This window comes from Sporosarcina contaminans (assembly GCF_042679045.1).
Lineage (GTDB): Bacteria > Bacillota > Bacilli > Bacillales_A > Planococcaceae > Sporosarcina > Sporosarcina contaminans.
This window is the reverse complement of sequence record NZ_JBHTLT010000129.1, coordinates 33,522-55,747: the sequence shown is the minus strand read 5'-3', so window position 1 is coordinate 55,747 and position 22,226 is coordinate 33,522. Positions and strand designations below refer to the sequence as shown.

21 protein-coding genes, 1 tRNA gene and 1 other RNA gene are annotated in these 22,226 nt (G+C 44.2%); 1 reads left to right on the top strand and 22 read right to left on the bottom strand.

Translation table 11 applies throughout. The features are described from left to right. From ssrA to clpP, 16 genes are all read right to left on the bottom strand, one after another. Positions 1-118, bottom strand: a transfer-messenger RNA (tmRNA) gene (gene ssrA, locus ACFQ38_RS19080); the annotation flags it as partial. Between the two features lie 103 nt (positions 119-221). After that, positions 222-689: an SsrA-binding protein SmpB gene (gene smpB / locus ACFQ38_RS16975; RefSeq protein ID WP_336825053.1), complete on the bottom strand. Its 468-nt coding sequence runs from the start codon at positions 687-689 to the stop codon at positions 222-224. 54 nt (positions 690-743) lie between these two features. Continuing rightward, positions 744-3,047 carry a ribonuclease R gene (gene rnr, locus ACFQ38_RS16970; RefSeq protein ID WP_336825061.1) on the bottom strand — a complete coding sequence of 768 codons (2,304 nt, stop codon included), beginning with the start codon at positions 3,045-3,047 and terminating at the stop codon, positions 744-746. 89 nt (positions 3,048-3,136) lie between these two features. Then, the gene (locus ACFQ38_RS16965) at positions 3,137-3,883 is read right to left on the bottom strand and encodes an alpha/beta hydrolase (RefSeq protein WP_381482427.1); all 747 of its coding nucleotides are present in this window, start codon (positions 3,881-3,883) and stop codon (positions 3,137-3,139) included. Between the two features lie 157 nt (positions 3,884-4,040). After that, positions 4,041-4,268: a preprotein translocase subunit SecG gene (gene secG, locus ACFQ38_RS16960; RefSeq protein WP_336825051.1), complete on the bottom strand. Its 228-nt coding sequence runs from the start codon at positions 4,266-4,268 to the stop codon at positions 4,041-4,043. A gap of 144 nt (positions 4,269-4,412) precedes the next feature. Then, positions 4,413-5,708, bottom strand: coding sequence for a phosphopyruvate hydratase (gene eno / locus ACFQ38_RS16955; protein ID WP_336825050.1), 1,296 nt, complete (start codon positions 5,706-5,708; stop codon positions 4,413-4,415). Between the two features lie 79 nt (positions 5,709-5,787). Continuing rightward, positions 5,788-7,314, bottom strand: a complete 1,527-nt coding sequence (gene gpmI / locus ACFQ38_RS16950; protein ID WP_381482424.1) for a 2,3-bisphosphoglycerate-independent phosphoglycerate mutase — start codon at positions 7,312-7,314, stop codon at positions 5,788-5,790. Further along, the gene (gene tpiA / locus ACFQ38_RS16945) at positions 7,307-8,068 is read right to left on the bottom strand and encodes a triose-phosphate isomerase (RefSeq protein WP_381482422.1); all 762 of its coding nucleotides are present in this window, start codon (positions 8,066-8,068) and stop codon (positions 7,307-7,309) included. Before tpiA ends, gpmI begins: the two co-directional genes overlap by 8 nt. Before the next feature lie 14 nt (positions 8,069-8,082). Then, on the bottom strand, positions 8,083-9,267 hold the full coding sequence (locus tag ACFQ38_RS16940) for a phosphoglycerate kinase (RefSeq protein ID WP_381482430.1): 1,185 nt from the start codon (positions 9,265-9,267) through the stop codon (positions 8,083-8,085). A gap of 169 nt (positions 9,268-9,436) precedes the next feature. Beyond that, the gene (gene gap, locus ACFQ38_RS16935) at positions 9,437-10,444 is read right to left on the bottom strand and encodes a type I glyceraldehyde-3-phosphate dehydrogenase (protein ID WP_336825047.1); all 1,008 of its coding nucleotides are present in this window, start codon (positions 10,442-10,444) and stop codon (positions 9,437-9,439) included. A 15-nt stretch (positions 10,445-10,459) separates the two neighbouring features. Then, complete coding sequence (locus ACFQ38_RS16930) at positions 10,460-11,500, bottom strand: sugar-binding transcriptional regulator (protein ID WP_381482419.1); 1,041 nt, start codon at positions 11,498-11,500, stop codon at positions 10,460-10,462. Between the two features lie 195 nt (positions 11,501-11,695). Then, positions 11,696-11,926, bottom strand: coding sequence for a glutaredoxin family protein (locus tag ACFQ38_RS16925; RefSeq protein WP_336825045.1), 231 nt, complete (start codon positions 11,924-11,926; stop codon positions 11,696-11,698). A 227-nt stretch (positions 11,927-12,153) separates the two neighbouring features. Next, positions 12,154-12,396 carry a hypothetical protein gene (locus tag ACFQ38_RS16920; RefSeq protein WP_381482417.1) on the bottom strand — a complete coding sequence of 81 codons (243 nt, stop codon included), beginning with the start codon at positions 12,394-12,396 and terminating at the stop codon, positions 12,154-12,156. A gap of 907 nt (positions 12,397-13,303) precedes the next feature. Continuing rightward, the gene (locus ACFQ38_RS16915; protein ID WP_336825464.1) at positions 13,304-14,116 is read right to left on the bottom strand and encodes a TPM domain-containing protein; all 813 of its coding nucleotides are present in this window, start codon (positions 14,114-14,116) and stop codon (positions 13,304-13,306) included. Further along, complete coding sequence (locus ACFQ38_RS16910) at positions 14,113-14,691, bottom strand: LemA family protein (RefSeq protein WP_336825466.1); 579 nt, start codon at positions 14,689-14,691, stop codon at positions 14,113-14,115. The genes ACFQ38_RS16915 and ACFQ38_RS16910 overlap by 4 nt, the downstream gene beginning before the upstream one ends. A gap of 164 nt (positions 14,692-14,855) precedes the next feature. Continuing rightward, positions 14,856-15,488 (bottom strand): ATP-dependent Clp endopeptidase proteolytic subunit ClpP, encoded by a 633-nt coding sequence (clpP, locus tag ACFQ38_RS16905; RefSeq protein ID WP_336825468.1) that lies wholly within the window; start codon positions 15,486-15,488, stop codon positions 14,856-14,858. A gap of 146 nt (positions 15,489-15,634) precedes the next feature. Between clpP and ACFQ38_RS16900 the strand changes: the two genes are divergently transcribed. After that, a tRNA-Arg gene (locus ACFQ38_RS16900) sits at positions 15,635-15,706 on the top strand. 84 nt (positions 15,707-15,790) lie between these two features. On the opposite strand, the gene ACFQ38_RS16895 is transcribed toward ACFQ38_RS16900, so the two are convergent. The 6 genes from ACFQ38_RS16895 to ACFQ38_RS16870 form a co-directional block, all read right to left on the bottom strand. Beyond that, entirely contained in the window at positions 15,791-16,729 is a 939-nt protein-coding gene (locus ACFQ38_RS16895) for a ring-cleaving dioxygenase (protein ID WP_381482414.1), read from the bottom strand. Positions 16,730-16,936: 207 nt separating this feature from the next. After that, on the bottom strand, positions 16,937-17,194 hold the full coding sequence (locus tag ACFQ38_RS16890; RefSeq protein WP_336825472.1) for an HPr family phosphocarrier protein: 258 nt from the start codon (positions 17,192-17,194) through the stop codon (positions 16,937-16,939). Positions 17,195-17,235: 41 nt separating this feature from the next. After that, positions 17,236-18,177 carry a DNA-binding protein WhiA gene (gene whiA, locus ACFQ38_RS16885; RefSeq protein ID WP_336825474.1) on the bottom strand — a complete coding sequence of 314 codons (942 nt, stop codon included), beginning with the start codon at positions 18,175-18,177 and terminating at the stop codon, positions 17,236-17,238. A gap of 31 nt (positions 18,178-18,208) precedes the next feature. Continuing rightward, complete coding sequence (locus ACFQ38_RS16880; protein ID WP_381482411.1) at positions 18,209-19,183, bottom strand: gluconeogenesis factor YvcK family protein; 975 nt, start codon at positions 19,181-19,183, stop codon at positions 18,209-18,211. Between the two features lie 4 nt (positions 19,184-19,187). Continuing rightward, positions 19,188-20,075, bottom strand: a complete 888-nt coding sequence (gene rapZ, locus ACFQ38_RS16875) for an RNase adapter RapZ (RefSeq protein WP_336825478.1) — start codon at positions 20,073-20,075, stop codon at positions 19,188-19,190. A 5-nt stretch (positions 20,076-20,080) separates the two neighbouring features. Then, positions 20,081-20,557, bottom strand: a complete 477-nt coding sequence (locus ACFQ38_RS16870) for an NUDIX hydrolase (RefSeq protein WP_336825480.1) — start codon at positions 20,555-20,557, stop codon at positions 20,081-20,083. Between the last annotated feature and the right edge of the window lie 1,669 nt (positions 20,558-22,226).

The following is a 22,226-nucleotide window of genomic DNA, read 5'->3' as shown; positions in this document are numbered from 1 at the left end:
CGAATGCTAAGTTGTTGTTTGTTTTGCCAGTTATTATTAACTGCCGTTTCTGACGGAGACGAGCCCTCCGACGCGCAGCTCAAGCTCAGACCACCCCTGTCGAATCCGTAACGTCCCCGTTAGTAAAGGCGTTTAGACCTTTAAAGGGATGTCCGGAATGCCTACTGAAAGGCTTCTGAACGTTTTCACTACAAGTAGTATACCGCATTTTAACGGAAAAATCAATACTGCTGTTTCGCCTTGAAGGCACGTTCCATCTCGCGTTTTGCTTCTTTTTTCTTCAGATCATCGCGCTTGTCGTAGAGCTTTTTCCCTTTACCGACGCCGATCAGTACTTTTGCAAAGCCGTCTTTCAAATACATTTTCAACGGCACGATTGAATAGCCGTCCTGCTTCACTTGCCCGACTAATGTCGCAATCTGCTTTTTGTGCAGTAGCAATTTCCTTGAGCGCAATGGATCGTGGTTGAAGCGGTTTCCTTGGTCGTATGGGCTAATATGCATATTGGAGATCCACGCTTCATTATTGCGGATTAATACGAACGCGTCCCGCAGCTGTACCTTACCGTTACGGACAGATTTGATTTCCGTTCCATGAAGCACGATGCCCGCTTCAATCGTCTCTTCTATGGCGTAGTCATGATTCGCTTTTTTATTGACAGCGATCACTTTCCCTTGGCCTTTTGCCATCTCAGTCACCCCTTGCCCGGTCATAGGGGAGGCATGTCGCCGCCCCTGCCGTTCTTATTTTCTCTTGCGCGGCGGTCTTTTTTTCTTTGATTTCTTTGCCACGTCTTCGTAGAATTTCTTCTTTTTATTATATGTGCCTTTTTTCTTTTCATCTGACTTGTTGCCGCCGGATTTTTTTCCGCCGTTTTTGCCTTTGCCTTCGCCTTCCTTGCGTTTTGCATGGATGACTTTTGGCGCTTCTTTTCGTGGACGGTGGAATGATTTCTTCATGCCGGCAATTTCAAAGTCGATTGCGGATTCCTCTGGTTTCACCGCAACGACGCGGATCGTCACTTCATCGCCGATTCTAAACTGCTTGCCGGTATGTTCACCGATCATAATCATTTGGCGGTCGTCGAACCGGTAATAGTCGTCCGTCATATAGCTAACATGGACAAGCCCTTCAACTGTATTCTCCAACTCGACAAACATGCCGAAGTTCGTGACGGAAGAAATGACACCGTCAAATTCTTCTCCGATTTTATCCAACATATATTGTGCCTTTTTCAATGAATCCGTATCGCGTTCAGCATCGACTGCACGTCTCTCACGGTCCGAAGTATGCTGGGCAATTTCGGGAAGCTCAGCATTCCAATGTGCAACCGTTTCGGCCGATAAATCCTTTTCGATTAAATACGTGCGGATGAGCCGATGGACGATCAAGTCTGGATACCGTCGGATCGGCGATGTGAAATGCGTATAGAAATCCGCCGATAATCCGAAGTGGCCTAAGCTTTCCTCGAAATATTTCGCTTGCTGCATCGAACGCAGGAGCATCGTCGAAATAACCGTTTCTTCAGGCAGCCCTTCAATCGACTCGACAATTTCCTGCAATGCACGTGGATGCACTTTATTGCCTGTCCCTTTCACAACGATACCAAAATTCGTTAGAAATTCAAAGAATCGTTGCAGCTTCTCAGCCTTCGGATCTTCGTGAATCCGGTAAAGGAACGGCACTTGCAGCCAATGGAAATGTTCAGCGACTGTTTCGTTTGCCGCCAACATGAATTCCTCGATTAAACGTTCAGCAACTGTCCGCTCACGCAACACAATATCTGTCGGCCAGCCATTTTCATCGACAAGCACTTTCGATTCTTTGAAATCAAAATCGATTGCGCCGCGATCCATCCTCTTTTTCCGGAGAATGGCTGCTAACTCCGCCATATCATTCAACATTGGAACGATATGCTCATACTTTGCCGATAGCTCTTCATCTTGCTGATCAATAATTTTATATACGTCCGAATACGTCATGCGCTCTTTCGAACGGATAACGCTCTCAAAAATCTCATGCTCAACCACTTTACCATGTCCATCGATTTTCATAACACAAGACATCGTCAATCGGTCGACGTGCGGGTTCAACGAACAAATGCCGTTCGAGAGTTTATGCGGCAGCATCGGGATAACCCGGTCCGTCAAATAGACGCTCGTCCCGCGCTCATAAGCTTCTTCGTCCAACGGGGAATGCTCCGTGACATAATGGCTGACGTCTGCGATATGGACAGATAGCGTATACGTCCCATCGTCGTTCTTTTGCACCGAAACAGCGTCATCCAAGTCTTTTGCATCCGCCCCGTCAATTGTAATGATGAGATCTTCACGCAAGTCACGTCGTTTAAAGAAATCCTTTTCTTCAACATGATCCGGCGTACGGTTCGCTTGCTCCATCACTTCATCTGGAAATTCGATTTCGATGCCATGCTTGTAAATGATCGAAAGGATATCGACGCCCGGATCGTTTTTATGCCCTAAAATTTGAACGACCATCCCCGTCGCGGATTTCAATTCACTTGGCCATTCTGTAATTTCAACGACGACTTTATGGCCGTCAACTGCGTTTAACGAATCCCCTTTGCCAATAAAGATATCCATCGGCAATTTTTTATCATCGGGCACAACGAAGCCAAAGCCTCGGTTATCTTGATACGTCCCGACCACTTTCGTCGTTTTGCGCTCGGCAATGCGAATAATCGTCCCTTCACGACGGTCTCCCATCGAGCTGTTCGAAATGCGCACTAACACGATATCGCCGTTCATTGCCCCGTTCACTTCTGTCGGTGGAATGAAAACATCGTCCATCCCTTCCGTTTCAGGCGTTACAAAACCGAAGCCTTTCGCATGTCCAATGAACTTGCCGCGCAGTAAATTCATGCGCTCTGGCACGCCATAACGGTTCGTGCGTGAACGGACAATCTCGCCTTTCTGCTCCAAATGGACGAGCATTTTCACAAGTTCCTTAAATTCAGCAGCCCCTTCTATTCCAAGAAACTCCTGAATTTCCTGTACGGTCAGCGGCTTATATGATTCTTCTCTCATAAATGATAATAATCTTTGTCTCAACTCTTCGTCGAAGTAATCCAACTGCATACCTCCTTCAAATTCAATCGATCTGTTACAACTGTTTTTCACACATTCCAATCAAGTGATTCAAGGAATTGATAAATGTCCTCATGAAGCTGTTCTTTTTCAGGGCCTAATGTAATGACATGTCCTGATTGTTCAAACCATTTCAGCTCTTTTTTATAGGAGCTTACTTCCTCATAAATGACATTCGCCGAATCTGGATCGATCACTTCATCATTCCTTGACTGGATGACCATGATTGGTGCATATACTTCATCCAATTGATCTCGAACATCGTAAACCAAATCACGAAGCTCGCTTAATGATGGCATCGTTCCTTCATTTAACGGCACCATCTCTTTTTCGATTTCTTCTTTTGATTTACCTTCGTATCTCTTGTATTCCCTTGCATACTTCAAAACACCTTCATACATACTATCGGTCGTCTTCATCGACATAGGTGCACACATCGTTACAATACCCTTCACAGGCATTTTAACCCCTACATTCAATGAAAATACACCGCCTAACGATAATCCGGCAACAGCGATTTCTTCATATCCAGCTTCTTTAAGCTGATTATATCCTGAAACGACATCTTCCCACCATTCATCTGGTTTTGAACGCACCAATTCTTCGGGCGGGACGCCATGTCCTTTATAATGTGGCGCTAATGAAGTATAGCCTTTTTTCTCTAAAAATCTGCCTAACATACGCACATCTGCTGAATTTCCTGTGAAACCGTGAAGCAGCAGTACTGCTCGCTTCCCTTGTTGAAAGAAGAACGGTTTCGGTTGTGCAATTCTCATTTCAGTCATCCTTTCTCTCAATCCATCTGTTCTTATACTTCCCCATAACAAAAGAAAAAACGCCTGACCACACGGGAGGCCGGGCGTTTTTCATTATGCATTTCATCGAATCCGTACAGAAGAACTTGTCCAATTGAAGGATTCTTGTAGATTTAAGTTAAAATTTAACGATTGCAATCGCTAAAACGAAAAATAAAATGGAAAGAATGATCGTCACTCTTTGAAGTACTAAATCCAATCCACGCGCTTTTTGTTTTCCGAAAAGTTGTTCAGCACCACCGGAGATGGCTCCTGATAGACCCGCACTTTTCCCGGATTGCAATAAAACTACAACGATTAACGCTACCGATACGATTAAAAGTAATGTCATTAACAAAGCATGCACTTTGTTCCACCTCCTGCTAAACCATCACAACGTTTATATTCTATCAAACATCTTCCATTGTGACAACATGTTTTGACAATTCGTCAAATTCCAAGGGTGCCAAACGCCGCGGGTTGCAGCAGCGCTTGACAGCTTTGGATCCTATTATTTACGCAAGTTGTAGAACGTTTTCGCACCTAAGTATTGAGCCGTTTCATCCAATTGGTCTTCAATGCGAAGCAATTGGTTGTATTTCGCCACACGGTCAGTACGGGATGGTGCACCTGTTTTAATTTGACCAGCATTTGTCGCAACCGCGATGTCAGCGATCGTCGTATCTTCCGATTCACCGGAACGGTGAGAGATAACTGCTGTATAGCCAGCGCGTTTCGCCATTTCGATTGCATCGAATGTTTCCGTCAATGTACCGATTTGGTTCACTTTAATTAAGATGGAGTTGCCTACGCCTTCTTCAATGCCGCGGGACAGTTTTTCAGTGTTCGTTACGAACAAGTCGTCGCCGACAAGCTGCACTTTACCGCCAAGGCGCTCTGTTAAGAGCTTATGGCCTGCCCAGTCGTTTTCATCCAAACCGTCTTCGATAGAAACGATCGGATATTTGCTGCAAAGCTCTTCATACCAAGCAACCATCTCTTCAGATGTTTTGACGATTCCTTCACCAGCAAGACGGTATTGTTTGGATTCTTTATCGTAAAACTCGGATGATGCTACGTCCATCGCCAACAAAATTTCTTCCCCAGGCTTGTATCCTGCTTTTTCAATCGCTTCGATAATTGTTGACAACGCTTCTTCATTGGAAGATAAATTCGGTGCGAAGCCGCCTTCGTCGCCAACTGCCGTATTCAAGCCTTTTTCTTTCAATACATTTTTCAAGCTATGGAATACTTCAGCACCCATGCGCAAACCGTGGCGGAAGGATTCTGCTCCGACAGGCATGACCATGAATTCTTGGATGTCAACGTTGTTATCAGCATGCTCTCCGCCGTTCAAAATGTTCATCATTGGAACTGGCAGTTGCTTCGCATTAACACCGCCCAAGTATTGATATAAAGGAAGGTCGAGATAATCTGCAGCTGCATGTGCAATTGCAATGGACACGCCTAAAATTGCGTTGGCACCTAATTTCCCTTTGTTTTTCGTGCCGTCCAATTCGATCAATGCTTTGTCGACAGTGACTTGATCTAAAACTGAATAATTGTCGATGAGCTCGTCCGCAATTACTTCATTGACATGATCGACAGCTTTCAATACACCTTTTCCTAAATAACGGTCTTTGTCGCCGTCACGCAATTCTACAGCTTCATATTCTCCAGTGGAAGCTCCGGATGGAACAATCGCTCTCCCGAACGCACCGCTTTCCGTAAACACTTCCACTTCAACAGTTGGATTGCCTCGTGAATCAAGTACTTCTCTCGCTTGAATATGGCTGATGATTGGCATCTCAATCTCTCCCTTAGATTAAATTTGTACTCATTTTTTACAATATTACATTCGAAATCGGTTTACATTAAAAACAAATTTAAAACAATGGTGTTCCCGACATTTCTTCCGGCTGTTCGATTTCAAGCAGCTTCAGCATTGTCGGAGCCAAGTCGGACAAAATGCCGCCTTCTCGGATGTCGATACCCGGTTTCGTAATGATGACAGGAACGGGGTTTGTTGTATGAGCCGTCATTGGCTCGCCTTCCAACGTCAAGACTTCGTCTGAGTTGCCGTGATCCGCAGTGACGATTGCCATGCCGTCTTTTACCATCAATGCATCGATAATTCTTCCGAGGCAAGCATCGACCGTTTCAATCGCTTTGATCGTTGGCTCTAACATGCCGCTATGCCCGACCATGTCCGGATTGGCGAAGTTTAAAATGATCGCATCTTGACGATCATTTTCGATTTCTTCCAATAAAGCTTCTGTCACTTCGATTGCGCTCATTTCCGGCTTTAAGTCATACGTAGCAACTTTCGGGGATGCGATTAATATTCGCTTTTCCCCTGCAAATTCCTCTTCTCGTCCACCGCTCATGAAAAATGTAACATGCGGGTATTTTTCCGTTTCTGCGATGCGCAATTGACGCAAACCGTTACGGGAAAGCACCTCGCCTATCGTATTATTCAAGTTTTCATTTTCGAACACAACTTCCGCTTGCACTTCTTCACTGTATTGTGTGAACGTGACAAATTTCAATTGCTCGAAGTTTTCAGGGCCCGTATGGAAGCCATCAAAATCTACGTCTGTAAAAGCTCTCGATAGTTGAATGGCACGATCCGGTCTGAAGTTGAAGAATACGACCGCATCTCCATCCTGTATTGTCGCCACCGGCTGTCCTTCTTCTTCGACAACGAATGGCACAACGAATTCGTCGTAGATCTCTTCTTTATACGAAGCTTGAATGCCTAACATCGCAGAGTCAGCTTTCTTGCCTTTTCCGTCGACGAGCGCCCGATACGTCAGTTCAACACGGTCCCAGCGCTTATCCCGGTCCATAGCATAGTATCGTCCGGAAACCGTTGCGATTTTCCCGACTCCAAGGCTCTTCATTACTTCTTCAGTATGCTCAACAAATTGCAATGCCGTTTGCGGCCCAACATCCCTTCCGTCGAGGAAAGCATGTACATACACTTTGTCGATGCTGTTCATTTTCGCCAAGCGCAGCAATGCAAATAAATGCTCATAATGGCTATGTACGCCGCCATCTGAAAGCAAGCCCATTAGATGCAATGCAGAGCCGTTGCGTTTTACATGGTCCATTGCATCTTTCAATGCAGGTTTTTCCATGAAGTCTCCATCCCGAATCGACTTATTAATGCGTGTTAAGCTTTGGTAAACAATCCGGCCCGCACCAATATTCAAATGGCCGACTTCGGAGTTGCCCATTTGGCCTTCCGGCAGTCCAACTGCTTCGCCGCAAGCCGTTAAAGTAGAGTGAGGGTAATTTTCCCACAGCAAATCAAAATTTGGCGTGTTCGCCTGTGCAACCGCATTTCCAAAACGCTCATCGCGCAGTGCGAATCCGTCCAAAATAATTAATGCAACTGGTCCTTTAGGCATTTACAGCAGCCCCTAACAGTTTTAAAAATGACTCAGGTTCCAAACTTGCGCCGCCAACTAACGCTCCGTCAATATGACCCATTGACAGTAATTCTGCGATATTATCCGGTTTCACGCTTCCGCCATATTGAATTCTTACTTGCCCGGCTACTTCATCGTCATACTCGCTTGCGATTGCAGAACGGATTTCCTTGCATACTTCATTCGCATCTTCTGCTGTTGCAGTTTTTCCTGTGCCGATCGCCCAAATCGGTTCATACGCAATGACAGCTTCGCTCGCAAGCTTCGAATCAATTCCTTCAAAAGCTTTTTTCACTTGGCCTGTAACGACTTCAACCGTCTTGCCGCTTTCCCTCTCTTCAAGAGACTCGCCAACGCAAATGATTGGAGTGAGCCCATACTCGAACGCCGCATGGACCTTTTTATTGACGGTTTCATCCGTTTCATTAAAATATTGACGACGCTCCGAATGCCCTAAGATGACGTGGGAAACTTTCAAATCCGCGAGCATCATCGGACTTACTTCACCTGTAAAGGCTCCTTCTTTCTCTTCGTGCATCGTCTGCGCTCCAATATGCAATGATGTGCCTTCCGCAAGCTTGGCTAGCTCTGCTACGAAAAGAGAAGGCGGGCAGACGACTGCTTCGACTTGATCGTCGCCCGGCAGCTCGCCTTTTACGCTTTCCACGAAGGATGCCGCATCTTTCATCGTCTTATGCATTTTCCAGTTTCCTGCTATAATTCGTTTTCGCAAAGTATTCCCTCCGATCATTTATCTTGTAGGACAGCTACGCCCGGCAATTCTTTTCCTTCCATGAATTCTAAAGAAGCGCCGCCGCCTGTCGAAATATGATCCATCTTTTCAGCTAAATCGAACTTTTCGACTGCCGCTGCTGAATCTCCGCCGCCGATTACTGTATAGCCAGCTGTTTCGGCCACTGCATCTGCCACTTGTTTCGTGCCATTCGAGAACGGCTTCATTTCAAAGACACCCATCGGCCCGTTCCAAATGACCAATTTGGATTGGCGGATCACATCAGCATATAATGCCGCTGTTTCAGGACCGATATCAAGTCCCATCCAGCCTTCAGAAATCCCATCGATCTTTACAGTACGCGTAGTTGCATCTTCTGAAAATGCATCCGCAACGACTGCATCGATCGGTAAATATAAGTTGACGCCTTTTTCTTTCGCTTTCTCAATAAAGCTTTTCGCTAATTCAATTTTATCCTCTTCTACAAGTGAATTGCCGATTTCATAGCCTTGCGCTTTCGTAAATGTATACGAAAGGCCGCCACCAATTAAAAGGTTGTCGACTTTATCCAATAGATTGTCGATGACGCCGATCTTGTCCTTCACTTTCGATCCACCGATAATCGCTGTAAACGGTCGGTCCGGCTCCGATAACGCCTTTCCTAAAACATCTATCTCTTTCTGTAGCAATAAACCGCTCACGCCCGGGATATGCTCGGCAATTCCCGCTGTAGAAGCATGTGCACGGTGAGCAGCTCCAAACGCGTCATTGACGAAGACATCCGCCAAATCGGCAAATGCTTTTGAGAGCTTTAGGTCATTTTTTTCTTCCCCAGGGTGGAAACGGACGTTTTCCAATAAAATAATGTCCCCTTCCCCCATAGCACCAATCGCATTTTTCACTTCTTCACCAATTGAAGAATCAAGCTTGCGGACGTCTTTCCCCAACAGCTCCGACAAACGCTCAGCTGCTGCGTTCAAACGCAATTCCTCTTTCACTTCGCCTTTTGGACGTCCTAAATGGCTTGCCAAAATAACCTTAGCACCTTGGTTTGCCATGTATTCAATTGTAGGGATGGCAGCACGAATCCTCGTATCATCCGTCACTTTTCCGTCTTCCATCGGAACATTAAAATCCACTCGGCAAAAAACACGTTTTCCCTTCAGATCCATCTCTTTAATCGATTGCTTGGCCTTCATGAACAATGCACACCTCCAAAAAAATAAGCACATTCCTCTCACAACTGATAGAAGTAAGATTCTTCTGCTGAATAAAAAAAGAGGAACGGGCTTCTCCGTTCCTCCTGCCCATCTATCTATTATAGTGGGTTGCCTTTCGAATGGCTATGATTTATACATCTCTTTCCTCTTAGAGGCCTTTTTCCATCATATAAAGCGCCAAGTCGATACAGCGTGCGGAGTAGCCCGATTCATTGTCGTACCAAGAAATGACTTTCACCATATTGTCTTGCATGACCATTGTGGATAAGCCGTCAACCGTAGAAGATGCTGTATTTCCGTTATAATCGATTGAAACGAGCGGCAAATCGCTATAGAACAAGATGCCTTTCAATTCGTTTTCTGCAGCTTCTCGCAATGCTTCATTCACTTCATCTACCGTAACATCTTTCGAAAGCTCTGCAACGAAGTCCACTAGCGAAACGTTCGGGGTCGGTACACGGACTGCCATGCCGTCCAATTTCCCTTTCAGTTCCGGAATGACTTTTGTCACTGCTGAAGCAGCACCTGTAGTTGTCGGAATCATCGATTCTGCAGCAGCTCTTGCACGTCTGTAATCAGAGTGTGGCAAGTCCAAAATGCGCTGATCGTTCGTGTAAGAGTGCACTGTCGTCATCATGCCGCGTTGCACGCCGAATTTGTCATTCAATACTTTTACGACTGGTGCAAGACAGTTCGTCGTACAAGAAGCATTCGATACGATTTGGTCTTGTTTAGGATCGTATTCTTCGTTGTTAACGCCCATCACTAACGTTTTCATATCGCCTTTAGCTGGTGCGGAAAGGATGACTTTTTTCGCGCCCGCTTCAATATGCTTGCGAAGACCTTGTTCATCGCGGAATACACCAGTGGAATCAATGACAACATCAATTCCTAACTCTTTCCATGGCAATTGTGCAGGATCTTTTTCTGCATACACTTTAATTTCTTTGCCATTGACGTACAGTGAGTCGCCTTCCGCTTTTACGTCAGCATCCAAAATGCCGTGCACTGAGTCATACTTCAATAAATGCGCCAACATCGGAGCGTCCGTCAAGTCATTCACTGCTACGATTTCGATATCGTTTTTATCCATTGCTTCTCTGAAAATCACTCTGCCGATTCGACCGAAACCATTAATCGCCATTTTTAAAGTCATTTAATATTCCTCCAATTATTTTTTATTCGTTACATGTGATAGCATTGCTTTTGCTGCGCCTTCATCTGTAATCAAAATCGTTTGTTTAGGAGCGCTCGCCATATACGCTAAAATGGCTTCTCCCTTACTTGACCCACCAGCGACAGCGATGAGCAAAGGCACTTTTAGAAGCTGTTCTGTTTGAATGCCTACCGTTCGAATCCGATGAACGACTTTCCCGTTTTCATCGAAATAATAGCCAAACGCCTCTCCTTTTGCTCCATGCTCTTGTAGGTATAACCGTTCTTCCTCATTTGCATTCCTTAATGCCGCCATCCGTTGCGCATCGCCAATACCATGAATGACACAATCTGTTTTCTCATATTTGGCGATCATCTCTTGCGCGATCGCTTCTTTTTTAAAGATTTCATGCGCTTCACTGCTAAGCGATTCGGGGTAATAAAACGCACTGTAAGACGCTCCACACGCTTCCGCAAAAGAAGCGGCAATTACATTCGCCTGCAATCCGATTTCATTTCCAATACCGCCTCTCGCCGCAATGAAATGAATATGTTTGGCGTCGTCAAAAACTTCAATATACGGTGATACTGCCGCTACGGAACTGCCGCCAGTCACAGCGACAATCTCCCCGTCGCCAATCCCTTCCATGAACTGCTGTGCGGCTTCTTTGCCAATTAAATTTTTTACAGAAGGATTCACATCACAATCACCAATTACAATTTTCACCGAGCGGATGCCTAATTTTGCAGTCAAATTACGGGCCAACGCCTCGCGACCCGACCATTGATCGATCGCCTCTCCTAACGAGGATAACAACCTGCTTCCTTCCTCCGTTACCGACGCACCCTCTTTTGCGACCCGGATGAGCCTCAGTTCCCGCAAGGCCTCCAATACAGAACGGCATTCCCTCTCCGTCAAATCGGCCATCAAACTTAAAGGACGTCTTCCAATCGGTCCAGCCGTCTCAATGAATTTTAAAACTCGATATCTTTCATGTAATAAATCCACCATTTCAGGCACAAGCTTACTTTGTAACTCAAACAAATCCGAGTCCATATCATGCACCTCTTTTCACTGTAGGTCAATATTTGCCCACGTAATATAAAATCGTCCCACATAGAGTAAAAAAAATAAATCCTTCTTGAATCCATTGTAAAACAACCGTTTCAAAATTTCAATTGATTGTGATCATAGGAAGTTTATTTTTCAATTCCCTTTCTTCATGTCAATAAACTTCCTATTGATGCCACTTCATTCAAATAATTCCACCAAATCAACATAACCAATGGATCCGTATAATAGCACTTCTCCATCCCGCTCAACGACAGGAATCATTAGCATATACTTCTCGTGCGCCTCGTCATCCGATTCAATATCGACAGTAGACCAAGTTAAAGGAAAATCCTCTTTCACAAGCTCCATCATCGCCTCTGCCTCATCACATAAATGACAGCCACGCTTCGTATAAAAAGTCACATGCACAACATTCCACTCCTAAACTTCTCTTCTTCCACCGATTATAACGCATAAATCCCAACAAAAGCGCATAAGCCACCTCGGAAACGTATAAACAGTCCTACTTAACGCATAACACAAATAAACAAATCATAAATCCTAATCCACACGCATAAACAGCATTTCCAAGCGCATAACACAGTCTGTTCCGAGCATAAAAAGGGTGAAGGAATCAATCCTTCACCCGTGTATCCCTATGAATTCACAACCGTCCGTCTACCTACCTTTTGTGATATCAAATAAGCAATGGACGCACTCGTCATTAGAAAAATAAACGGCAGATGCGTTACGCTCCCGAAAGTAACTTCATTGCGAACAACCTCTGCCGAGCTATAAAGATCCGGCGTATAAAAAGCAGTTAAAACCCACCCCGAAGCTATTTGAATTGCGGTATGTAAGAAAGCAAAAGCTACTATGAATACTAAAAATCTTTTCAAGCTTGTCCACTCCTTGTTGGTTATTAGGCAGATAGCCTGCTACAAATTTTCATGTTGCTGGCAACCTCTATGTTTTAGACATCGGTTATTCTCCGAGCAGCATTTAAGCCGGCACGATGCGAATCATGAAGCCTTTCTCGAAGGACGCGTCGATTTTAGACTGCCTCCCTTTCATAAGGCAGAAAACGCCTTATGTTTAGGCTCTCCGACATACAGGACGTATTAGTGCCGATATTGCCGCAGGACGCGGCGTTCTTAGTCGGCCAACGCCTGTCGGAGCTAAACGCCGCCCTACGCTTTTGGGGTCATCCAGCTCCGAACTCCAGCCTCTCGGGTCGTTTGGGCCTGCACGATGCAGGTCATGCAGTCGTTGTCGCAGGACGCGTCGATTTTAGACTGCCTTCCTTTCATAAGATAAAAAGCGCCTTATGTTCAAGCCCTCCAACGCCTGTCGAGGCTAAACGGCGTTCTCCGCTTTTGGGGTCATCCAGACTTCAGCGACCAGACCCTCGAGTCGCTTCGATCTTGAAGCATAAGGCAAAAAGCGCCTTATGTTTCAAGTTCTCCAGCGCTTGTCGGGTCTAAACGGTCGCTTCCGCTTTTGGTATCATCCAGCTACGAGGGGCAGCCCTTCGGGTCACTTCAGAAAAGAGTCTAAGGAAAAAGCGCCTTAGGCTCTTTTCTTCCGACATACAGGATGTATTAGTGCCGACGTTGCCGCAGGACGCGGCGAACTTAGTCGGCCAGTGCCTGTCAGGGCTAAACGCCCCTCTACGCTTTTGGGGTCATCCAGCTTCGGGCGGCAGCCTCTCGGGTCGCTTCGATCCTAAAGCATAAGGCAAAAAGCGCCTTATGTTTAGGCTCTCCAGCGCCTGTCGAGGCTGAACGCCGCCCTACGCTTTAGGTATCACCAGCTTCTTCCTGCTCCTCCTCCGCCTCCGGAGCCGCCTCCGCCGCTGAAGCCGCCGCCTCCACCGAAGCCACCGCCGCTCCCGCCGCCGAAACCGCCTCCTCCGAAAGAACCTGGGAAGAAGATTGGGCCGCTGCTTCTTCTGCCACCCGAACCGCCACCGCCACCAGGGCCACCTCTACTGAAACGGTAAATTAAATAGATAATAATGAAGAGAATGACCGGCGCAGGTATTCCTAACCCTCCGCCTCGATTCGAAAGCTTATTGACAGTAGCCATTTCGCCATTCCATCCATACTCAGCCGCAATTTCGTTGTAATAGGATTTATAAGCTTCCATAATCGCAAGATCCGGCTGTTCATTTTTTAAATACGGAACTGCAACCTCATCCATAATCCTTCCTATTTTCCCGTCCGGCAAGGCGCCTTCCAGCCCGTAACCGACCGCAAGTTCAAAATGACGTTTTTGAGATGAATTTGGAATCGTTGTTACGACTAGCAACGCCCCGTTATCTTCACCGGCTTTCCCTAACTTATATTCCCTTAGCGCCTCGGTCGCATATACATCAACCGGTTCATCGCCAATGCTCGGCAACGTCAACACAGCTAGTTCAGCCCCTGTTGCTTGTTCCAAGTTACGACCAAGCCGATTCAACTCTTCTTTCTGTTCATAAGACAAAATTTGTGCATGATCTTGAATGAAGTAATCATATTCGTTCCAATTGGGGATTTCGGCTGCCAACACCCCGATTGGCATGTATACGAACAGTAGACATGCGACCGCGAACGATCGAACAAATTTCCGAATCACTCCTTGTCATCTCCGAAATCGACTTCAGGAGCTTTGTTTGCAGCCTCTTCTGCTTGGAAATACTCTTTCTCGTCAAATCCGAAAATTGAAGCGACTAATTTGCCCGGGAACCGTTTCACTTGTCGATTGTATTGGGAAACAACATCATTATAATCTTTTCTCGCAAAACCGATCCGGTTCTCTGTTCCAGCCAACTCATCCATCAGCTGCGTAAAATTTTGATTCGCTTTTAATTCTGGATAATTTTCCACAACTACTAATAAACGCCCTAACGCATTCGACAGCTCTGTATCTGCAGCTGCTTGCTCCTCAGGTCCAGAAGCGCCAGCCAATCTTGCACGCGCGTCAGAAATTTCCGCAATAACTTCTTTTTCATGGCTTGCATAGCCTTTAACGGTGTTCACCAAATTCGGAATAAGATCAAGCCGACGCTGCAGCTGGTTTTCAACTTGCGCATAGGACTGCTCAACATCCTCTTCCAAGTTAACGAATTTGTTGTAGCTTGGCACCAATAACATTGCTACAATCGCTAATAATACAATGATTATAGCAATCGGCCCTAATAATTTTTTCATCTTACCACTCCCTACTCATCGATACTTTTTCATACCCGTAGCGTCTATCCATCCAAACTTCCCTCTTTCCCTTTCTATCGTATGAACATCTAAAAGGTTTCAAACATTTCAAAGTCAAATAAAAATGCCAGTGCCCTTTAACAGGCACCAGCATATCAATTTCATTATTTTAAATCTTTCATATCGCTACGCGTAATAATATGGTCGATCAACCCATATTCCTTCGCACGCTCAGCAGTCATGAAATTATCGCGATCTGTATCTCTCGCGATCACTTCCACTGGTTGCCCAGTACGTTCAGACAAGATCGTATTCAACTTTTCACGTAAGAAAAGAATGCGTTTTGCAGCAATCTCAATTTCTGTTGCTTGCCCTTGTGCACCGCCAAGTGGTTGGTGAATCATCACTTCAGCGTTCGGAAGCGCATAACGTTTCCCTTTCGTTCCAGCTGTCAACAAGAATGAGCCCATTGAAGCGGCCATCCCAATACAAATCGTTTGAATGTCAGGTTTAATGAACTGCATCGTATCATAAATCGCCATCCCTGCAGTAATGCTTCCGCCAGGGCTGTTAATGTAAATGGAAACATCCTTATCCGGATCTTCCGCTTCCAAAAATAAAAGCTGCGCTACGATTGAGTTCGCGACATTATCATCAATCGCGCTACCTAACATAATAATACGGTCTTTTAGAAGACGGGAATAAATATCATACGCCCGCTCACCCCGGTTTGTTTGCTCAATAACTGTAGGTATTAAATTCATTCGACTTTTCCTCCTTTTGGATGAATCAATCATAATCGCTCTGTTGAAACTTTACCCATTTCAACTGTACATCTATCATACAGATGTTGGTCAATAAAGGTCAAATATAACGCATTGAAAATAGCTATTGCATAATTTCCATATTCTTTGTATAATGAATCTTGTCTGTTACAAAAATTGCCCTCGTGGTGCAACGGATAGCACGTGAGATTCCGGTTCTCAAAATGTGGGTTCGATTCCTGCCGAGGGCGTAAAAACAATAAACTGCCGAAAATGTCTTTCATGACATTTTCGGCTTTTCTTTTGCAAATTTCTTTTCTTTGATGATAAACAAACTATTCAATCGGTGCAAGATTTTCTTCGATTTCCGTACGACGTTCTTCCAAAAACGGCGGTAAATCTAATCTTTCCCCTAACGTTTCGACATCCCCGTCAATCGTAAACCCAGGTCCATCCGTTGCGATTTCGAACAAAATGCCATTTGATTCCCGGAAGTACAAGCTTTTGAAATAGAACCGATCTACAATTCCTGAGGAATGAAAACCATGCAACCGCACTTGTTCTTCATAATAGGACAGCTCCTCATCATCTTTAACACGAATCGCTAAATGGTGAATGCTGCCTCGACCAGGCTTTTCTGCGGGACCATCATCACTTTTCACGACGATTTCTCCAAAAACATCGCCTTTAGCCGAACGAAAGATCGCTTCATCTTCTGTCCGGGATACTTCAGTATAACCCAAAATATTTGTCAACGTTCCTGCGATTTTATTCATTCGGCGCACGGTTATTTCGACTGCTCCCATTCCCAAAATCTGATGCTCAATCGGAACTTCCGATTTTTCCCACACCTCATAATGCGGCAGTCTCTCACCTTTAGAAACTAACAACACCATGCGCAATCCTTCGGCATCTTCAAAGTGAAGGGCTTGGCGATTCGCATACGTTGTCACTTCACCATGCTTTACATTATGCTCTTCAAATCTTGATTTCCAATACGATAAACTCTCCTCTGTGGGAACGACTAATCCAATTCTCGTAATGGCATTTGTCCCACGATAAGAACGGCCTGCAAAAGGCATTTCAAAAAATGTAAGCTCAGTGCATGGACTTCCCGTCCGATCGCCGTAAAACAAATGGTACATCGATGGATCATCTTGGTTTACGGTAACTTTCACACGGCGTAGCCCTAAAATCGTACGATAGAAACGGTTATTGTATTGGGCATCTTTCGTTAACATAGAAATATGATGATGTCCTTCAATTGGATACATAAAGCGATTCCTCCTATATAGGATCATGATTACCTTCACTTTATCATTCAAAACTTCTATCAACAAGAAACTTGTCTTGAATTCGAGATATTTTTCCCACCATAAGCGTTTACCTCTTCTTATAGGATGAAATCGATTCGCTCAATCAATTTCCCATAAATAGAAAAAAGCCATCTCCTTACTAAGGAAACGGCAATCTATTCATTATTAATTTTCATTTTCAACAAGCTGTGCTAGTCTTTCAATTGCTTGCTCTTCGTCTACACCTTCAGCGATTAAAGAAACCGTCGTTCCGCGAGCTACCGCCAAACTCATTACGCCCATAATGCTCTTCGCATTCACTTGGCGTTCATCTTTCTTTAAAAATACATCTGCTGTAAACTTATTCGCCTCTTGCACAAAAAGAGCCGCTTGTCTCGCCTGCAATCCGGTTTTCATATTCACTTCTACAGTTTTTTCCGCCATAATCAATAGACTCCTCTCTATTCAATCCTATTCAGTTTTTTCTATCCGATGCCGCTACTTCGCAAGTTTTCGGCAATTTCCTCGATTTTTCTCAATCGATGATTGACCCCTGATTTGCTGACAGTCCCGCCGGATACCATTTCACCTAATTCCTTAAGAGTAACATCTTGGTATTCGATTCGTAAATGGGCAATCTCCTGCAGCCGTTCCGGCAACTGATCAAGACCAATCGTATTTTGAATGAACTTAATATTTTCCACTTGCCGCTGTGCAGCACCGATCGTTTTATTCAAATTGGCAGTCTCGCAATTAACGAGCCGATTGACACTGTTGCGCATATCACGCAAAATGCGCACATCCTCGAATTTCATTAACGAAACATGCGCACCAATCAAACCGATGAAATCCGAAATCTTTTCGGCCTCTTTCAAATAAGCGATATAGCCTTTTTTCCGTTCAATCGATTTCGCGTTCAAATGAAATTTATTCATCAACTCGACAAGAGCTTCACTATGCTCCTTATAAAATGAGAAGATTTCCAAATGATAGGAGGACGTTTCCGGATTGTTGACCGAGCCTCCCGCCAAAAATGCTCCGCGCAAATAGGATCGCTGACAACATTTTTTCTTAATTAACTGTCCGGCAATTTCATTTTTAAACTGGAATGTGCCCGTTAGAATATATAAATCCTCTAACAGTTGCTTGGCGCCTTCCCGAATCCGGCAAATATAAACATTGTTCTTTTTCAGTCGCATTTTTTTTCGGACTAATAATTCCACTTTAATTGGATACAGTCGCTTAATATTTGAATATAGCCTTCTTGCGATTGCTGCATTTTCTGTTTGAACATCGAGGCTCAACTGTTTATTTGAAAAAGAGAGCGCCCCATTCATTCGAATAAACGCTGCGATTTCCGCTTTTATACAACATTCGTCAGCTTCGATCTGTGTGAGCTCTTTTTTCACTTCTGATGCAAAAGACATGATTTTCCCCCTCTCGCGGCGACGATCAAGTCTATTCTATTTCCGCATGATCCATATAGGACATAATCCATGATGCCACTTTATCGGCATCATGAATGACCCTGCCATCTGAAACTGTCGAAATGTCTTCCACAACGATATGCGGCACAAGTTGCTCCAAAGCGGCAATATCATTTTCAACAGGCCATGGCCTTTCCATATGATCTTGCCCTGCGAACAAGCCATTCAAATCGGTGCCATTCAGTAATACTGTATCTATGAAACGTTCATTTGCGTGCTCATATAAGGCCTGCACATGCTCGGACGCCGTATATTGGTAAGTTTCTCCTTCTTGTGTCGTCAAATTGTTAATGAACAATTTCTTTGCCTTGCAATTGACGACAGCATCCCGAATATCATGTACAAGTATCGTCGGCAATATGCTTGTATAGAGGCTGCCCGGACCGAATATGATTAGATCTGCCTTGTTGATCGTTTCTACGGTTTCCGGCAATGGTTGCACTTCTTGTGGTGAAAGATATACTTTTCTAATTTTGCTTCCATAGACCGGAATTTTAGATTCGCCGGTTACAATTGTGCCATCATCCAACTCAGCATGCAAGGTGATCCGCTGATTTGCTGCCGGATAAACCTTGCCCTTAATATTCAAAACACGCCCCATCTTTTCAACGGCACGCGCAAAATCACCTGTAATATCTGTCAATGCCGCTAACATCAAATTGCCTAAAGAATGCCCTTTCAGATCATCCTCTGTAGCAAAGCGATATTGGAACATCTTCTCAATTAACGGCTCTACATCTGAAAGCGCTGCCATCACTTGTCGTATATCGCCAGGAGGTGGAATATCATAAGCATCCAACAGCCTTCCGGAACTGCCGCCATCATCGGCGACAGTCACGATAGCCGTCAAATCGACACGATGCTTTTTCAAACCTCGCAGCAATGTAGACAATCCGGTGCCGCCTCCAAACACAACGATTCTCTTCATATTCCCGGATTGCAACATCGTGTCAACCCTTTCTTTTTTCGATATCCCGATGCGTAATGAATGTCCGGTATTCATCTTTGAAGCGATTGCCGAAATACTCAGCTAACGTAACCGAACGGTGCTGGCCGCCTGTGCAGCCAAATGCGATTACCACTTGGGATTTACCTTCGTTTTTATATTGAGGAATAATAAACTTATAAAGATCGGTCAATTTTTCGATAAGCACTTGTGTATCATTCCATTTTAACACATATTCGGACACGTCTTTCTCCAAACCTGTTTTCGGTTTCAATTCTTTAACGTAATAAGGATTTGGCAAAAAGCGGACATCAAATACAACATCTGCATCAATCGGCATTCCATGCTTAAAACCGAATGAAATAAAATTCAGTGTAAAGGGCATATCCCCTTTAGCCGAAAAGGTAGAAATGATTTTTTCCCGAAGCTCTCTCGGTTTTAATTGAGAGGTGTTGAAAATGTAACGGGCACGACCTTTCAATTCACTTAAAAGATTACGTTCTTTCTTAATACCCGTCAACGGCAAGCCACCTTCTGCCAATGGATGCGAACGTCTCGTTTCCTTGTAACGGCGGACGAGCGTCTCATCATCAGCATCTAAAAAAAGCAGCTTCGTCGACACACCTTCCATTTGAAGCAAATTATCCAATGCTCCAACAAGGGAATCAAACAAGTCGCCGCCCCTCGTATCCATAACTGCAGCGATGCGACGCATTTTATTTTCAGATTTCATCATAAGATCCAAAAAAGTCACTAACAGTTCCGGAGGCAAATTATCGATGCAATAAAATCCTAAGTCTTCAAAGCTTCGCATAGCGACCGTTTTCCCCGCACCCGACATTCCTGTAATAATGACTAATTCCACATCACTGTTCGGCAGCTCATTTTCCATTATATTTAATCACCTTCTATCGATTTTTGTATTTGCTCTTTTAACAGTTCAAAATCCTCGGTGTAATGGAAGGTTCCGTACTGAACACCCGGTTCTGAAACCGCAAACAACAAATTCGTCCGATCCCCTTCAGCCATCGGCAATATCTCAAGACTTTCGACCGGATGCCATTCCAATATTCCTTCCCGATTTTCCTCATAAGGCACGCCTTCCAAATCTTTTGCTATAAATGTAAATAGCATCCATTCATTAACAACTTCATTCGTTTCAGAATCATGGATAACCATTGTATATATACCTTTTACAAACGGATCAATCGGCAAAGCGCCGGTCTCCTCCGTAAATTCACGAATAGCTGCATCATAAATGGATTCGCCTAAATCCATTTTGCCGCCTGGAGCGACATACCAGCCTCTCTTCGGTTTCTTCAATAAAAGCACTTTATTTTCTTTTACGACAAGCAAATTAGCAATTCTTTGCATTGAAATTTCCTCACTTTTATAGACGCATACTGTCATTATACAATGTTTAGCACATAAACGACAAAAAAAGAAGACCATCCGCCAAAAAACTTCGGCAGATCGTCTTTAAGTAAAACATATAATAAAAAGGGGGGTCTATTGATAGTCTTATCATATCCTTTTTCTATTGCATTTCCATTACAGGAACATTAACGTTTGATTAATTATTTCATGAACCTTATTTTTATCCAACCTCTCATCAAATACGCATAACTCCCACCACTACACGCATAAACTCCAATACAAACGCATAACGCCAAGCAACAACTCATAAATGCTTCTGTAAGCTCATATACTCCCCTGCAAGCGCATAAATGCCTATACAAGCGCATAAAACGTCTTATTCACTCATAGACCTCCAAGCAATGCGCATTGCCACCCCATTCACACGCATAAATGAATCCAGCAACTCCCCCCATCATACAAATCACCAATCTATCCCTATGCAGAAACACTCCAAAATGTTCGCCTACCCAAAAACGCTATAGAAAACGCATAACTACCCTCACTACACGCATAAACTCCAATAAAAACGCATAATGCCAATCAACAACTCATAATTGCTTCTGTAAGCTCATATACTCCCCTGCAAGCGCATAAATGCCTATACAAGCGCATAAAACGTCTTATTCACTCATAAACCGCCATCCAATGCGCATTGCCACCCCATTCACACGCATAAATGAATCCAACAACTCCCCCCATCATACAAATCACCAATCTATCCCGATGCAGAAACACTCCAAAATTTTGCCTACCCAAAAACGCTATAGAAAACGCATAACTACCCTCACTACACGCATAACCTCCAATAAAAACGCATAATGCCAATCAACAACTCATAATTGCTTCTGTAAGCTCATATACTCCCCTGCAAGCGCATAAATGCCTATACAAGCGCATAAAACGTTTTATTCACTCATAAACCGCCATCCAATGCGCATAGCCATCCTATTCACATGCATAAATGACTCCAACAACTCCCCCCCATCATACAAATCACCAATCTATCCCGATGCAGAAACACTCCAAAATGTTCGCCTACCCAAAAACGCTATAGAAAACGCATAACTACCCTCACTACACGCATAAACTCCAATAAAAACGCATAATGTCAATCAACAACTCATAATTGCTTCTGCAAGCGCATAAATGCCTATGCAAGCGCATAAATGCCTATGCAAGCTCATAAATGCCTATGCAAGCGCATAAAACGTTTTATTCACTCATAAACCGCCAAGCAGCGCGCATAAATCTCAAAATGGTTTTATCTTACAAAAGACAAAATTCACTAGGCATTTGTGTTCCGCTTACTTCATATAAAGTTAGAGACATTTATGCGAAGGTGCACAGTTTATGAGTATGCAAATGCTTTTATGCTCGGGCAAATTCCATTTATGCGCAGCGACAATCTTTTATGCGTAGATATAATCATTTATGCGCAGCCGAACTCCTTTATGCGTACGCAAAATCATTTATGCGCAACAACGATCCTTTATGCGCAGGTATAATCATTTATGCGGGGACGATCTGCTTTTTGCGTATGCAATATCATTTATGCGCAGCTGAACTCCTTTATGCGCGGACGTTTCCATTTATGCGCAGCCACGATCTCTTATGCGCGGAGAAA

Excerpts from the sequence above, each read along its gene's own strand:
- smpB (WP_336825053.1), bottom strand. The coding sequence starts at position 689 with ATGGCAAAAGGCCAAGGGAAAGTGATCGCTGTCAATAAAAAAGCGAAT.
- rnr (WP_336825061.1), bottom strand. The coding sequence starts at position 3,047 with ATGAGAGAAGAATCATATAAGCCGCTGACCGTACAGGAAATTCAGGAG.
- ACFQ38_RS16965 (WP_381482427.1), bottom strand. The coding sequence starts at position 3,883 with ATGAGAATTGCACAACCGAAACCGTTCTTCTTTCAACAAGGGAAGCGA.
- eno (WP_336825050.1), bottom strand. The coding sequence starts at position 5,708 with ATGCCAATCATCAGCCATATTCAAGCGAGAGAAGTACTTGATTCACGA.
- gpmI (WP_381482424.1), bottom strand. The coding sequence starts at position 7,314 with ATGCCTAAAGGACCAGTTGCATTAATTATTTTGGACGGATTCGCACTG.
- ACFQ38_RS16940 (WP_381482430.1), bottom strand. The coding sequence starts at position 9,267 with ATGAAGGCCAAGCAATCGATTAAAGAGATGGATCTGAAGGGAAAACGT.
- gap (WP_336825047.1), bottom strand. The coding sequence starts at position 10,444 with ATGACTTTAAAAATGGCGATTAATGGTTTCGGTCGAATCGGCAGAGTG.
- ACFQ38_RS16930 (WP_381482419.1), bottom strand. The coding sequence starts at position 11,500 with ATGGACTCGGATTTGTTTGAGTTACAAAGTAAGCTTGTGCCTGAAATG.
- ACFQ38_RS16910 (WP_336825466.1), bottom strand. The coding sequence starts at position 14,691 with ATGAAAAAATTATTAGGGCCGATTGCTATAATCATTGTATTATTAGCG.
- clpP (WP_336825468.1), bottom strand. The coding sequence starts at position 15,488 with ATGATTGATTCATCCAAAAGGAGGAAAAGTCGAATGAATTTAATACCT.
- ACFQ38_RS16895 (WP_381482414.1), bottom strand. The coding sequence starts at position 16,729 with ATGTATCCAATTGAAGGACATCATCATATTTCTATGTTAACGAAAGAT.
- ACFQ38_RS16890 (WP_336825472.1), bottom strand. The coding sequence starts at position 17,194 with ATGGCGGAAAAAACTGTAGAAGTGAATATGAAAACCGGATTGCAGGCG.
- whiA (WP_336825474.1), bottom strand. The coding sequence starts at position 18,177 with ATGTCTTTTGCATCAGAAGTGAAAAAAGAGCTCACACAGATCGAAGCT.
- ACFQ38_RS16880 (WP_381482411.1), bottom strand. The coding sequence starts at position 19,183 with ATGTTGCAATCCGGGAATATGAAGAGAATCGTTGTGTTTGGAGGCGGC.
- rapZ (WP_336825478.1), bottom strand. The coding sequence starts at position 20,075 with ATGGAAAATGAGCTGCCGAACAGTGATGTGGAATTAGTCATTATTACA.
- ACFQ38_RS16870 (WP_336825480.1), bottom strand. The coding sequence starts at position 20,557 with ATGCAAAGAATTGCTAATTTGCTTGTCGTAAAAGAAAATAAAGTGCTT.